The following is a 13,711-nucleotide window of genomic DNA, read 5'->3' as shown; positions in this document are numbered from 1 at the left end:
CTCATTCGTTGCCCACTTTCGGATCGGGATTGTTCGCTACTGGCACGCTGTTATTTACAAATACGGGCGCACCATTATGCAGTTTAAGCTGACCCGTTGTGACGACCGTTTCACCCGCTTTAATGCCGGTGAGTACCGCCACCTGATCGCCGCGCGTCGCACCGGTCGTCACAAAGCGTTGCTCGACTGACAACTTGGGTTTGCCGTCCTTGTCCTTGCCTGCATCCTTGACGATATAGACCGTACTGCCGTATGAATTGTAGGCTATCGCCGAATTGGGCAAAGTGATGTATTGCCGTTTGCCACCCTCGTCCACCTGAGCTGTTGCAAACAGGCCCGGCAATAGTTCACTTTTTGGATTGGCAATCCGGGCACGTATTTTGAGGTTGCGTGTTGCTGTATCCACCTGCGGCTCTATGGCGGAAATAATGCCGTTGAAAGTCTTGCCCGGCAAGGCACTGGTTTGTACCGTGATTTTGTCGCCCACATGAATCAGGTCTATTTGGCCTTGGGGTACACTAAAGTCCAGATACATGGGGTCCAGTTTCTGCAAGTTGACGATCGTCGTCCCGGCAGCCAGATATTGACCGAGATCTATCTGACGTATGCCCAGTTTTCCGGAGAAAGGCGCACGTATCGATTTCTGGGCAATCGTAGCTTCCTGGGTTGCCACTTGCGCCTGTGCGCTTTTCAGATTGGCTGCATCGGTATCAACTGCTGCCCGGCTGATTGCCTGAACCTTGAGCTGCGCCGAATCGCGTTCGTAATTTTGTCTGGCCAGTGCCGCTGCTGCCTTGAGTTGTTCGAGCTGCGCCTTGAGTGGCCCGGCATTCAATTCCACCAGCAGTTGCCCTGCCTTGACCGTTTTACCCGAATCGAAATGGATTGCCGTGACCAGTCCGCCCACTTCGGCAGCAAGATTGGCACCGCTTGCGGCACGTAAACTGCCGACAGCCTCGATGCTGGGCTGCCATGCCGATGGCTGCGCGACAATCGTCGACACAGCTTGCGGCGGCATGCCTTTTCCACTGATTGCCTTCTGTATCATTTTGTTGCGGAATTGCTGGAAGCCGTATATACCGCCAAATACCAATGCAGCAAACAGCAGCATGATGACCATCCGCTTGGTCGTTCCCTTAGTCATAAAATACTCCGTGCATCAGTGTTGAGTTTGAGACGCGATTGGCATTCAATCAAACGCCGCTTAATCAGCTGCCGTACTGACAGATTTGGGCGTCGTTGCATTCTGATTAACATTCGCCACCCAGCCACCCCCCATGGATTGATAAAGCGCTGCGGTATCAGTCAAACGCTGGGTTTGCGCAGCGATCAGGTTGATACGTGTTTGTTGTGCCTGCTGTTGCGCGGTGAGCAGCTGCAAATAACTTGCACCGCCCAGCTGATATTGTTGTTGCATGAGATCAAGCGCTGTTTGTGCAGCGTCATCGGCAGCGGCCTGCGCCTGCAAAGTTTGCGCATCGTTGTCCAGCGCGCGCAGCACATCGGCCACATTCCGCAAGGCTTGCAGCACTGTCTGCCGGTAATTGGCGGCCGCTGCATCCAATCCGGCCTCGGCGGATTTCACGCCAGCCTTGAGGCCCGCGTTGAATAGCGGTTGCGCTATCTGACCGGCCAACCCCCATATCATTGAGCCGGCGCCAAACAGGCTCGACGCAAGCAATGCTTGTGAGCCCAGCGTTGCGGACAAGTTGATCTGCGGATAACTATTGGAAATCACCACACCGTATTGCGCGCTGGCTGCATGCAGTAACGCCTCTGACGCCTGAATATCCGGGCGCTGGCGTACCAGCTCGGAAGGAATGACGATCGGCAAATCGGCCGGAAGCGTGAAATCGGCAAGGGTGAATTGCGGCACTTCCCCCGCACCGGGCGCCTGTCCTGCCAGCACGGCAAGCAGATGATTGGTTTGATCCAGCTTGTTGCGGATCGGAGGAATACTGGCGCGCGTTTGCTCGACCTGCGTTTGCAAAGTGAGCACCTCGCTACGCGCAATCGCACCCAGCTCAAGCCGTTGCCGGGCGATGCCGAGCTGCTTCTGCTGGGCCGCCAGAATCGCCTCGCTGGCGCTGATTTGCGCGCTGTATTGCGCCTGCATCATGGCAGCCGTGACCACATTTGCAGCCAGCGTCAGTCGCGCGCCTTCAAGCTGATATTGCTGATAATCAGTCTGCGCGGCATAGGCTTCAAGTGCACGGCGGTTACCGCCGAACAGGTCCAGCTTGTAGCTGACTTTCACGCCCGCGTTATACAGCTCGAATACCCGATCGCCTCCGGTCAAACCCATCCCGGAGTTATTGGTGCCGGTCCGTTGCGCGCCCAGGTTCGCATCCACTTGCGGATACAGGCTGGAACCCGCCTGCGCTGCATAGGTTTGCTGGGCCTGGCGCAGCGTCGCTTGAGCGGCTTCCAATGACGGGCTGCTGTGCAATGCCTGTTCAATGAACGTATCGAGCTTGGCAGAACCGAAATTTTTCCACCATGTCGCTGGCACGGCTTGCCCAACCATAAAACGCTGCGATCCGCCCATATTTGTATCGGGTGCCGTCGCAGTTTGAACGGGCAAATTTTGTGTGGTGTAACCATTTACTGCTGGCGCTGGGGGCCGCTTGAAATCCGGGCCGGCACTGGCGCAGCCAAACAGCGCTAAAGTACTGATCGTCAGCAGCAAAGTATGGGCCGGGATTAATCCAGTAAAAACAGAAGTGCGCGTCATAATTCTGGCTTTCATTTCCGATGACTGGATTTGACGCTATCGGTGCATGGCGCACATTCGATAGCTGGATCCGGCACGCCGCTCAAATTGGATATTGAATCCATTAACTTGTACTGCAGCGCTTGCATTTTGCCTTTTTCGGCCAAGCTGAAATCTTTCCAGAGGGCTTGGTAAACCGCCCACTGCCTGGGCATGATCGTTTCAACCAGCTTGGTGCCTGCGTCGGTCAGGCTTAAAACGACTTTGCGTCTGTCGGTTTCATGGCCTTTCCGGCTTACCCAGCCTTTTTTCACCATTTCGTCAGCAAACCGGGTGATATTGGTACGGGAAGACACCACAATGTGGCTCAAATCGCTCGGGTAAATATAACGGCCGGGGCTGGAATACAGCATGATTAATGCAGTCCAGATCGTGTCGTTAATCCCGTAAGGCTGCAGGCTCTGATTCATCAACTCCTGCAATTTCTTGAAGATCATAAACTGCATGCGTGACAGCATTACTTCCTGGCGAGGCTGACCGGATATTTGGCTGTCTATGGCATCCAGACGCTGTTCAAAAACGTTAAGGCATTCCTTAACCATAGTTGTGGACACAAAAATAATAACGTGAAAAATAATAACTTGCGTTATTACTTTTAGTCAACATGACAATTTGGGCTCTCGATCACAAGGGCTGAGAATAATTTATCGGCGGCTGGCGCGGAGGCGTAGATGCTCTCACGCTTTGGTCAGATGCAATGACACATCCAGTCGAGGCTTGTCGGCAAGATGTGCTTGCGGTTTCGTCATGACGGCACATCATTCAGCCGCCACAGGCTCCACTTTGAATTTCACCATCAAAAACCAATCCTTCACCCAGCTGGTTTTTTTCGCCTGCACTGTGCAGTGCATCTCCCATGAGATGATGGATGGTAGAAATACAAATTCACGCGCCAGTCTGTGCCAGGCATACCTGGTCGCGCCCTCCGCGCTTGGCCTCGTACATGGCGGTATCGGCGGCGCGGATCAGATCCTCGGCTGTGGTGCCGTGTTCCGGGAACATGGCAACCCCCATGGAGATGCTCACCGGACCCAGCGGCCGCCCCTGTTGGTTGACCTGCAATTGGTGTACGGCTGTTCGCAATTCCTCGGCGCGCTGGCGGGCGGTTTCGAGAGCTGTATCAGGCAGCAGCAGAACGAATTCCTCGCCGCCGTACGGCAGGCGACATCGCTGCCGCGCATGTGGCTGAGCAGCAACCTGGCCAAACCCTGCAGCACTACGTCACCGGCCTCGTGTCCGAAGGTGTCGTTGAAGCGTTTGAAGTGATCGATATCCAGCATCATGACCGCGAGCGGCAACTGCTTGCGGGCGGCGCGCGACAGCTCGCGCAGCATGGTTTCTTCCAGATAACGCCGATTGTACAGTCCGCTCAAGGGGTCGCGGATCGCCTGCTGCCGAATCGCATCACGCAGTCTGAGGTTGGCGAATACCATGGCCAGCTGTTTGGCAAGCATGGCGGCAAGCACCTGGTCGGAAGCCGGAATCGCATCATCACTTGTCTGTTCATCAGGTGCCGGGAACTCCAGGTAGAGCGTGCCCAGCGTATCGCTTTGGGCCATCATCGGCACACACAGGTAGGGGCGCAGTTCCACGCCCGAACTTTCCACGTGCGGGCAGACCAGCCCGGTGTGCGGATCGACGACGCAATGCAGCTGGCCGCGCCGCATCGCCCAGCATTCCTGGACCGCGAACATCGGTGCCCTGGCCATCGGATCACCCCATGTTGCGACCGCTTCCAGATGGTTGCGCGACGCCTGCAGCAAATAGAGATGTCCTGCCGCAAGGGGAAACAGCTGCTGGCTGAACCTGGGGACGGCCTTGTAGGCCTCTTCAAGCGTGAGGCAGGAAAGCAGGACGTCGCCCATTTCCCGGAGCAGGGAGATTTCCCGGTTGTGCCGCTCGAGCCCGGCGTTGGCGTCGCGCAGTTGTGCGGTGCGTTCGGCGATACGGTGTTCCAGTTCGGCGTTGATCTTGTTGATCGCTGCTTCGGCCTGTTCGCGCTGGCGTATCTCGCTGTGCAAGGCCTGGTTCGTCGTGGCCAGTTCCGTGGTCCGTTGCTCGCGCGTACGGGCCGCTTCCTGCAGCGCGTCGGTCATGTTGTTCAGGGCGTTGGCCAGCGTACCGAATTCGTCGCGGCCGCTGCGCTGCATGCGGCCCTGCAAATCGCCGCGCGCCACGCGCCTGGCGAAATCCACGCATTCCTGCACCGGTTTGGCGATACCACGCGACACCAGCCATGCCACCAGCAGCACGAACAGAATCGCACCCAGGGTGATGCCGATCACGATGCGCTCGGCCATATGCAATGTTTCGTGGGCGCTGTCGCGCTTTGCTTCGTCTATGGCCGCCGCCTCCATGCTCAGATTTTCCAGCAGCGGAACGAACGTTCGCACCGCAGCGAAATACTCATGTTTTTTGCCGTCGATCTGGTGTTTGATCTGCACGTATTTCAGGAACAGGGGCTGGTATTCATCGGCGAGCGCGCGCAGTTCGTTCTTTCGATTGTCGGGCAGCGTGGAATGCGCCAGATCGGTCTTGAACCCGGCTATGGCCTCTTCAATCCGTTGCACATCCACCTCCAGCCCGCGCATGATGTAGTCCTTCTCCGCGCGGCGCATGACCAGCAGATCGAGCATGAGCCGCTCCTGCCGGGTGTCCTTGAGCAGTTTCTCCATCTCGTGCGCGCGGTCGCGGAATTGCCCTTCCAGGCCGGTATCGACGAAACCCAGTTGACCATACAGGTCCACCATATCGAGGAAGGATGATTCGTAGCGATCGACGGCCTGCTCGATGGCCTGCGTTTGTTGCACCATGTCCGGTCTTGTCATGAAACGGCGCATTTCCGCCAGATTCTCGCGCACGTCGGCCAGATCGGTACGCAGCAGGGTCACATAACGCGACCTGGCTTCGTCAAAACCGAATTCCCGATAGAACAGCAGAAAATTTTTCTCGTGGCGGCGCGCATCGAACATTAACGCATCGCTGCGCAAACTCAGCGCCATGATCCGCGCATCGGTGTCGAGCATGCGGTCGGCCACGGTCAGCATCCGGTTCTGGCTCACCAGTGCAATGATACCGACCAGCAGCATCAGGCTCGACACGGCGACGGCTCCGCTCACCAGCATGGCGCGCAGACTCGGCCGGCTTACCCATTGGATCATTCGTTGCGGCACGTTCATGGGTGTCAATCTTCGTAAGGGACGAAGCCGTTTTCCTCGATGAGACCGGTGACCTGCGGAGACAGGGAGAACGCGATGAACGCGCGCGCCAGCCCCTTGGGCAGATCCTTGCTCACCAGGGAAAGCGGGCGCGACAAGGGATAGTTGCCGTTACGCACAGTTTTGCTGGAAGCCGCCACGCCGTTCAGCGCCAGCAGTTTGATGGGCGTGCCGGCCTGCGCCCTGCGCTCCGCTTCACCGAGAGAAACGAAGGTGACGGCATTGGGGTTGCGGGCGACCGCATCGATGGTGGGCTGGTTGTCGCCCGTTGTCATTGCTGCCCGGATATCGCCGTACGCAAACTTGAAGTAGTGGGTGAACAGCTCTGCCTCGCTACGGCCCTGTTCGCGGTTGACGACCACGATCGGCGCATCGCGGCCGCTCAATGCCTTCCAGTTGCCGATCCTGCCGGTGAAAATGTCGGTAACCTGCCGATCGGTGAGCGTGGTTAGCGGGTTGTCCTTGTTGACGATGATGCCCACGCCGTCGCGTGCCATCAGAAAGCCGTTCAGGCCGCGCTCCCTGTCCGTCAGAGCTTGCGACGCCATGCCGATGTCTGCCTTGCCCGCGCGGACATCATGGATGCCGCGGCTGGAGCCGCCTGTCAGTATCTGGATTTGCACGCCCGGATGCTGCGCCCGGAAACGCTCGCTTATGGCCCGCATGAGCGGCGCCATGGTGCTCGATCCGGTCAGCAGGAGCTTGCCGGCCGGATGAACAGAGAACGTGCCGTCAAAGCGTTTTTCCATATGCGCATCGTGCTTGGAGCAAGCCAGCAGCAGGGTGCAGAGTGCGAGCACAAGGACTGGTTTCCAATGCTTAAACATACTTTCTCCTGTGCCGCCCCGGAGGCTGATATTCGGCAGCGGCGTTCCGGCTACGCTTGCCTAACACCGTTTGCATTTTATACCGGTATTGACGCCATTTTGACACAGAATCAGACTTCCGCAGTGCATGACTGGCTATACGCAACTGACAGCTGGCGAGGTGCCCGGGCACATCATTCAGCGACCATTGATTCCACTTTGAATTTTACCGGGGCCAGCACGCCCTTGCGGGCGCGGTGCAGGACGTAATCCTGCAATGCATTCCAGCCCAGCAATTGTTCCGAGCGTTTGCCACCCCTGCCCTGACCGAGAATTTTCACCGTGCCGCCTTCGCGTACCGTGGCGGCGGACAGCATGGTCTCCCCTTCCCCCACGCCCAGCACGATCACGCCCTTGCCGCCTGACAGCACTTTCATTTCGCTGACCGGGAAGGCAAGCAGCTTGCCGTTGCTGCCCAGCGCGGCGATCAACACGCTGTCGCCGGCTTCAACGGGTGGCAACAGGACATCCTTCTCGGCGATGTTCATGAACGCCTTGCCGGCTCTCTGCCGCGACACCAGATCCTTGAGTACGGCGATAAAGCCATAACCGGCCGAGGTGCTGAACAGGTATTGCGTATCCGGCGCCGCCGCACACATGGCGACAATTTTCGCCTTGGCCGGCAAACCCAGCAGGGAAGCCACCGGCACGCCATCGCTGCGGCCGCCCGGAATATCGGACGAGGCAACGGTGTAAGCGCGCCCACCACTATCTAGCAATACCACCGGATGCACGGTGCGCGTCTTGCAGAGCGCAAGCAGATCATCGCCGTCCTTGAAAGTCAGGGTGCCGGCGTCAGTGTCATGGCCGCTGCGCTGGCGGATCCAGCCGTTCTTCGACAGGATTACCGTGCAGGCTTCATCGGGGACAGCGATGGCTTTGGCGGTAATCCGCTCCGCTGCCTCGATCAGCGTGCGCCGCTCATCGCCGAATTTCTTCACGTCGGTCTTGATCTCGCTCACGATCAGGTCGCGCATCACCTTGCGGCTGCCCAGCACCTTGTTCAGGCCGTCTTCTTCCGTCCGCAATTCGCCGATTTCTTTCTCGATGCGGATGGCCTCCAGACGTGCCAATTGCCGCAAGCGGATTTCCAGAATGTCCTCAGCCTGGATTTCACTGAGTTTGAAATGCATCATCAAATCGCTTTTCGGTTCATCCGATTCGCGGATCACGCGGATGACTTCATCGATGTTGAGCAGCACCGCCATCCGGCCTTCCAGGATATGCAGCCGCTTTTGCACCTGAGCCAGGCGCGTCTCGCTTCGGCGCGTGACGGTGGTGTAGCGAAACGCGATCCATTCGGACAATAGATCGAGGATATTCTTCTGGCTCGGCCTGCCATCCAGCCCGATCGCCACCATGTTGGCGGATACGGTTGTCTCCAGGCTGGTATGCGTCAGCAACAGCGTGGTGAATTGCTCCAGCGGCATGCGCGAGGAACGCGGCTCCAGCACGATACGCACGCTGGCATCCTTGCCGGATTCGTCGCGCACCGTTTCCAGCGCATCGAGGAACAACTGCTTCATCGCCTTCTGCTCGGGGCTCAGGTCTTTCTTGCCTGCCTTCACCTGCGGGTCGGTGTATTCGCCGATTTCCTCCAGCACTTTTTTTACCGAGACGCCGTGCGGCAGTTCGTGGATCACCATGCGCCACTGGCCACGTGCCTGCTGTTCGATGGTCCAGCGCGCGCGTACGCGCAAGCTGCCGCGACCGCTGGCATAGGTGTCGCGGATGTCCTTCGGGCTGGAAATGATGTGACCGCCACCGGGGAAATCCGGCCCCTTGATGTGTTCCAGCACGCCATCCACGCTGAGGGCCGGGTCGCGCAACAAGGCCACCGCCGCTGCGCCCACTTCGCGCATGTTGTGCGGCAGGCATTCGGTCGCCATCCCCACCGCGATACCGGATGCGCCATTCAGCAACAGGAACGGCAAGCGCGCCGGTAAGTCCACCGGCTCCTGCTCGGAGCCGTCGTAATTGGGGCGGAAATCCACCGTGCCTGCGCCCACTTCGGACAGCAGCAGCTCGGCATATTTGGTCAGCCGCACTTCGGTGTAACGCATGGCGGCCGCGGAGTCGCCATCGCGCGAACCGAAATTGCCCTGCCCGTCGACCAGCGGATAGCGCAGCACGAAATCCTGCGCCATGCGCACCATGGCTTCATACGAGGCGGAATCGCCATGCGGGTGGTATTTACCGATCACATCGCCGACCACGCGCGCCGATTTCACCGGCTTGGCGCCGGGCATCAGGCCCAATTGGTGCATGGCAAACAGAATCCGGCGCTGCACCGGTTTTTCGCCATCCGATACGGACGGCAAGGCGCGACCCTTCACCACGCTGATGGCATAGCGCAGATACACCTGATGGGTATATTCACCGAGCAGAAAACGCACATCCCCGTCTTCCGGCGGCGCCGCGGATGCGGGCGGCGGCTGATCGCCGTTACCGCCGCCCGCGGAGGCTGCCGGCAAATCACTCATCCCGGAAAATAAATCTGTTGGTTTGTTCATGTTAAGTCCTGATTTACAGCTCGAATAAAGCACGCGCCATGGAGAGCGCTGGGAAAGATAAAACTCAAGCTTAGTGGAGTCCTTGCCTTTTGCCTTTTGCCTTTTGCCTTTTGCCTTTTGCCTTTTGCCTTTTGCCTTTTGCCTTCCCGTTAAATATCTGCCTCGACTTCATTGCCATGCACGGAAATCTGCTCCTTGCGATACGCGGCGTTGGCCTTGCCCATCAAGTTATCAAAGATGCTCAAAGTGCCGGGCAGATCGTCGCCGACCTCGACCCGCACCAGTCTTCTGGTATCCGGGCACAGTGTGGTTTCCCATAGCTGGATCGCATCCATCTCGCCCAGACCCTTGAAGCGCGATACTTGCCATGCGCCTTCCTTGACGCCTTCCTGGCGCAAGCGCGCTTCCAGCACCGTCAGTTCCGTCTCGTCCAGCGCATACAATTTGCGCGGCGGCTTGCCCTTGCCCTGCGCGGGAACGTCGACGCGGAACAGCGGCGGCTGGGCGATGTAGATATGTCCATGCGTGATCAGCTGCGGGAAGTGGCGGAAAAACAGCGTCAGCAACAGCGCCTTGATATGCTCGCCGTCATCATCGGCATCCGCCAGGATGATCACTTTTCCGTAGCGCAGTTCGTTCAGGTCCAGCGTGCTGTCCAGGCTATGCGGGTCGATGGCCAGCGAGACGGCGATGTTATGGATTTCCTGATTGGCGAGGATCTGCGAGCGCTCCACTTCCCAGCTGTTCATGCCCTTGCCGCGCAATGGCAGCACCGCCTGAATCTCCTTGTCGCGGCCGGCCTTGGCCGACCCTCCGGCGGAATCGCCCTCCACCAGAAACAGCTCAGTGATGCGATTGTCGGAGGATTCGGCGTCGCTCAGTTTTCCCGGCAACACCGCCACGCCCGAACTCTTGCGCCGCTCCACCGCCTTCGACGACTTGGTGCGCGCCACCGCCAGCTTGATCGCCTGCTCGGCAATGCGGGTGGCCTCCGCCACATGTTCGTTGAGCCACAGATCGAAGGTGTCCTTGATGGCCGCACCGACCAGCTTGACCGCCTCGCGCGAGGACAGCTTTTCCTTGGTCTGCCCGGCAAAACTCGGATCGACCATGCGCACCGCCAGCACAAAGCGCAGCCTGGCCCACACGTCGTCGGCGGCAAGCTTCACGTTGCGCTGCATCAGCCCGTGCTGTTCGGCGAATATGCGCACGCTGTTGAACACCGTGTCGCGCAAGCCGGCCTCGTGCGTGCCGCCGCCCAGTGTCGGGATGAGGTTGACGTACGATTCCCCGCCGCCCGATCCCGCCACCCACGCCAGCGCCCATTGCACCCCTTCGCCATTGGAAAAGGATTCGCTGCCGCTCAGATAGCGCTCGCCGCAAAATGCCGGTGCGATGGGTTCGTCCTCGGCAATCATCTGGTCGAGATACTGCGCCATGCCGCGTTCGAAATGCCATTCCTTCACATCCGTGCCGGATGCGGTTTCGATGTTGAGCGTGACGCGCACGCCGGGCAGCAGCATGGCCTTGGCGCGCAGCAGGTGTTCCAGCTCGCTGCGCGAAACGCTGGGCGAATCGAAATATTTCGGGTTCGGCCAGATGCGAATTGCCGTGCCGGTGTCTTTCGCCGCACAGTTACCGGTGATGGCCAGCGGTTCGACCACCTCGCCTTCGGCAAAGCTCATGCGGTGCAGCTTGCCTCCGCGTTTGACTTCGACTTCCAGCCGCGAGGACAGCGCATTGGTGACCGAAACCCCCACGCCATGCAGGCCGCCGGTGAATTTATAGCTGCTGTCCGTATCGCCTTTGGCGAATTTCCCGCCGGAATGGATGACGGTAAACACCACCTGCACCGTCGGCACCTTTTCTTCGGGGTGGATGCCGGTTGGAATACCGCGCCCGTCGTCGCGCACCGACACCGAGGCATCGCGATGCAGGGTGACGTCGATATTTTTCGCGTAACCCGCCATTGCCTCATCCACGCCGTTGTCGATGGCCTCCACAATGATGTGGGTAGGATCGTTGGTGCGGGTATACATGCCGGGGCGTAACTGGATCGGCTCCAGTTTGCGCAGTACGCGGATGGAAGATTCGTCGTAATTCTGTTTTGCCATGGGTGTGTTGCCGTATATATTTTATTCAGGAATGCGCTATAGACTAACAAGAATGCGCGCAAGCATAAATCGGTAGATGGTAATTCCCGGGAGGATTATCGTGCAAACCAGTCCGATAAACCTCTTCCTCTTGAAAAATTTTCACTCGCCCCAATTTGATTACCAGCTTTTTTACCCTACTAACCGGAGAATCCACACCATGACCGTAGAGGCACACAAGGAAACCCTTGGCTTCCAGGCTGAAGTCAAGCAGTTGCTGAACCTGATGATCCACTCGCTGTACAGCAACAAGGAAATTTTCCTGCGCGAACTGATTTCCAATGCTTCCGACGCAGCCGACAAGCTGCGCTTCGAAGCGCTGTCGGACGACGCGCTTTGGGAAAACGACCCGGAGCTCAGGATTCGTATCGCTTTCGACAAGGATGCCCGTACCGTCACCATTTCCGACAACGGTATCGGCATGAACCGCCAAGAGGTGATCGAGCATATCGGCACCATTGCCAAATCCGGCACACGCCAGTTTTTCGATGCCTTATCCGGCGACCAGGCCAAAGACTCCCACCTGATCGGCCAGTTCGGCGTGGGCTTCTATTCCGCCTTCCTGGTTGCCGATAAGGTTACCCTGATCACGCGCCGCGCCGGGCTGGGTGCCGAGCATGCGGTGCAGTGGGAATCCGCAGGCGAAGGCGACTACACGCTGGAAACCGTGGAAAAATCCGGCCGCGGCACTGACGTTATCCTGCATCTGCGCGCAGACGAGGATGAACTGCTGTCCAGCTACAAACTGCAATCCATCATCCGCAAATATTCCGACCATATCACCCTGCCCATCGTGATGAAAAAGGAAGAGTGGGACGCGGAGAAAAAAGAAACCGTGGTCAAGGACGAGGAAGAAGCCATTAATCAGGCCTCCGCGCTGTGGGCCCGTCCCAAGAGCGAAATCACGCCGGAACAGTACGAAGAATTCTACAAGCATGTGGCGCACGATTATGAAGCGCCGCTGGCCTATATACATGCCAAGGTGGAAGGCAAACAGGAATACACCCAGCTGCTGTATATCCCCGCACACGCCCCGTTCGATCTGTGGGACCGCGAGCAGCGCCACGGCATCAAGCTCTACGTGCGGCGCGTGTTCATCATGGACGACGCCAAGCAGCTGATGCCGACCTACCTGCGCTTCGTGCGCGGCGTGATCGACTCCAATGACCTGCCGCTCAACGTATCGCGCGAAATACTGCAGGAGAGCAAGGACATCGAAGCCATACGCGGCGGCTCGGTGAAGAAAGTGCTCGGCATGCTGGAAGACCTGGCCCAAAACCAGCCGGAAAAATACGCCGCTTTCTGGAAGGAGTTCGGCCGCGTCATCAAGGAAGGTGTGGGCGAGGATTTCGCCAACAAGGATCGCATCGCCAAGTTGATCCGCTTCTCTTCCACGCACAACGACAGCGAGGAACAAAGCGTCTCACTGGCCGACTACATCAGCCGCATAAAGGAAGGCCAGGACGCGATTTACTTCGTCACTGCCGACAGCTTCGCCGCCGCCAAAAATAGCCCGCACCTGGAAATTTTCCGCGCCAAGGGCGTGGAAGTGCTGTTGCTTGCCGATCGCGTGGACGAATGGATGATTTCCCACCTGACCGAGTTCGACGGCAAGAAACTGCAATCCGTGGCCAAGGGCGACCTCGATCTGGGCAAGCTGGCGGACGAGGAAGAGAAACAGGAACAGGCGCAGCAAGCCGACGCCTTCAAGGACCTCACCGACAAGATCAAGGAAGCGCTGGGCGAACAGGTCAAGGAAGTGCGCGTCACGCACCGCCTGACGACATCCCCGGCCTGCCTGGTGGCGGGCGAACACGACATGGGAGGCAATCTGGAACGCCTGCTCAAGGCGGCAGGACAAAACGTGCCGGGCAGTAAACCCATCCTGGAAATCAACCCCAGGCACGCCCTGGTGCAGCGCCTCAAGGACCAGGCCGACAGCGACAAATTCAGCGACTGGAGCGCCATCCTGTTCGATCAGGCGCTGCTGGCCGAAGGCGGCCAGCTGGAAGACCCGGCAGCTTTTGTGCGACGGTTGAACGGGTTGTGGCTGGCGATGTAATCTTGTACAAACCAATGAAACAGGGCGCGTAGAGGCGCCCTTTTTCATTGGTGTGCGGGATATGCTGCTGAAGACAGCGAAGACTTGAAGGGTGGGGCCGGTATCAGCTATTAACCTTCACTGTTT

At 58.5% G+C, this 13,711-nt stretch carries 7 protein-coding genes and 1 pseudogene; 1 reads left to right on the top strand and 7 read right to left on the bottom strand.

Annotation, left to right across the window (positions count from 1 at the left end; genetic code table 11):
• Nucleotide 1 precedes the first annotated feature (1 nt).
• The 7 genes and pseudogenes from ACYCZJ_RS03000 to ACYCZJ_RS02970 all read right to left on the bottom strand — a co-directional run bounded on the left by ACYCZJ_RS03000 (nt 2) and on the right by ACYCZJ_RS02970 (nt 11,484).
• A complete protein-coding gene (locus tag ACYCZJ_RS03000) occupies nt 2-1,144 on the bottom strand; it encodes an efflux RND transporter periplasmic adaptor subunit (protein WP_461552743.1) in 1,143 nt (380 codons plus the stop codon).
• Nucleotides 1,145-1,204: 60 nt separating this feature from the next.
• Nucleotides 1,205-2,749 (bottom strand): efflux transporter outer membrane subunit, encoded by a 1,545-nt coding sequence (locus ACYCZJ_RS02995; protein WP_461552742.1) that lies wholly within the window; start codon nt 2,747-2,749, stop codon nt 1,205-1,207.
• Nucleotides 2,746-3,219 carry a MarR family transcriptional regulator gene (locus ACYCZJ_RS02990; RefSeq protein ID WP_461552741.1) on the bottom strand — a complete coding sequence of 158 codons (474 nt, stop codon included), beginning with the start codon at nt 3,217-3,219 and terminating at the stop codon, nt 2,746-2,748. Before ACYCZJ_RS02990 ends, ACYCZJ_RS02995 begins: the two co-directional genes overlap by 4 nt.
• A 439-nt stretch (nt 3,220-3,658) precedes the next feature.
• Nucleotides 3,659-5,073: pseudogene (locus ACYCZJ_RS02985) on the bottom strand (diguanylate cyclase).
• An 884-nt stretch (nt 5,074-5,957) separates the two neighbouring features.
• Nucleotides 5,958-6,818, bottom strand: a complete 861-nt coding sequence (locus ACYCZJ_RS02980; protein ID WP_461552740.1) for a phosphate ABC transporter substrate-binding protein — start codon at nt 6,816-6,818, stop codon at nt 5,958-5,960.
• Nucleotides 6,819-6,991: 173 nt separating this feature from the next.
• Entirely contained in the window at nt 6,992-9,370 is a 2,379-nt protein-coding gene (gene parC / locus ACYCZJ_RS02975; protein WP_461552739.1) for a DNA topoisomerase IV subunit A, read from the bottom strand.
• Between the two features lie 149 nt (nt 9,371-9,519).
• Entirely contained in the window at nt 9,520-11,484 is a 1,965-nt protein-coding gene (locus ACYCZJ_RS02970; protein WP_461552738.1) for a DNA topoisomerase IV subunit B, read from the bottom strand.
• Between the two features lie 199 nt (nt 11,485-11,683).
• Between ACYCZJ_RS02970 and htpG the strand changes: the two genes are divergently transcribed.
• Nucleotides 11,684-13,585 carry a molecular chaperone HtpG gene (gene htpG / locus ACYCZJ_RS02965; protein WP_461552737.1) on the top strand — a complete coding sequence of 634 codons (1,902 nt, stop codon included), beginning with the start codon at nt 11,684-11,686 and terminating at the stop codon, nt 13,583-13,585.
• Nucleotides 13,586-13,711: the final 126 nt, after the last annotated feature.

The sequence above is a fragment of the Sulfuriferula sp. genome (assembly GCF_054605375.1).
This window is presented reverse-complemented; position numbering and strand designations above follow the sequence as displayed.

Excerpts from the sequence above, each read along its gene's own strand:
- parC (WP_461552739.1), bottom strand. The coding sequence starts at position 9,370 with ATGAACAAACCAACAGATTTATTTTCCGGGATGAGTGATTTGCCGGCA.
- ACYCZJ_RS02970 (WP_461552738.1), bottom strand. The coding sequence starts at position 11,484 with ATGGCAAAACAGAATTACGACGAATCTTCCATCCGCGTACTGCGCAAA.
- ACYCZJ_RS02995 (WP_461552742.1), bottom strand. The coding sequence starts at position 2,749 with ATGAAAGCCAGAATTATGACGCGCACTTCTGTTTTTACTGGATTAATC.
- ACYCZJ_RS02990 (WP_461552741.1), bottom strand. The coding sequence starts at position 3,219 with ATGCAGTTTATGATCTTCAAGAAATTGCAGGAGTTGATGAATCAGAGC.
- ACYCZJ_RS02980 (WP_461552740.1), bottom strand. The coding sequence starts at position 6,818 with ATGTTTAAGCATTGGAAACCAGTCCTTGTGCTCGCACTCTGCACCCTG.
- htpG (WP_461552737.1), top strand. The coding sequence starts at position 11,684 with ATGACCGTAGAGGCACACAAGGAAACCCTTGGCTTCCAGGCTGAAGTC.
- ACYCZJ_RS03000 (WP_461552743.1), bottom strand. The coding sequence starts at position 1,144 with ATGACTAAGGGAACGACCAAGCGGATGGTCATCATGCTGCTGTTTGCT.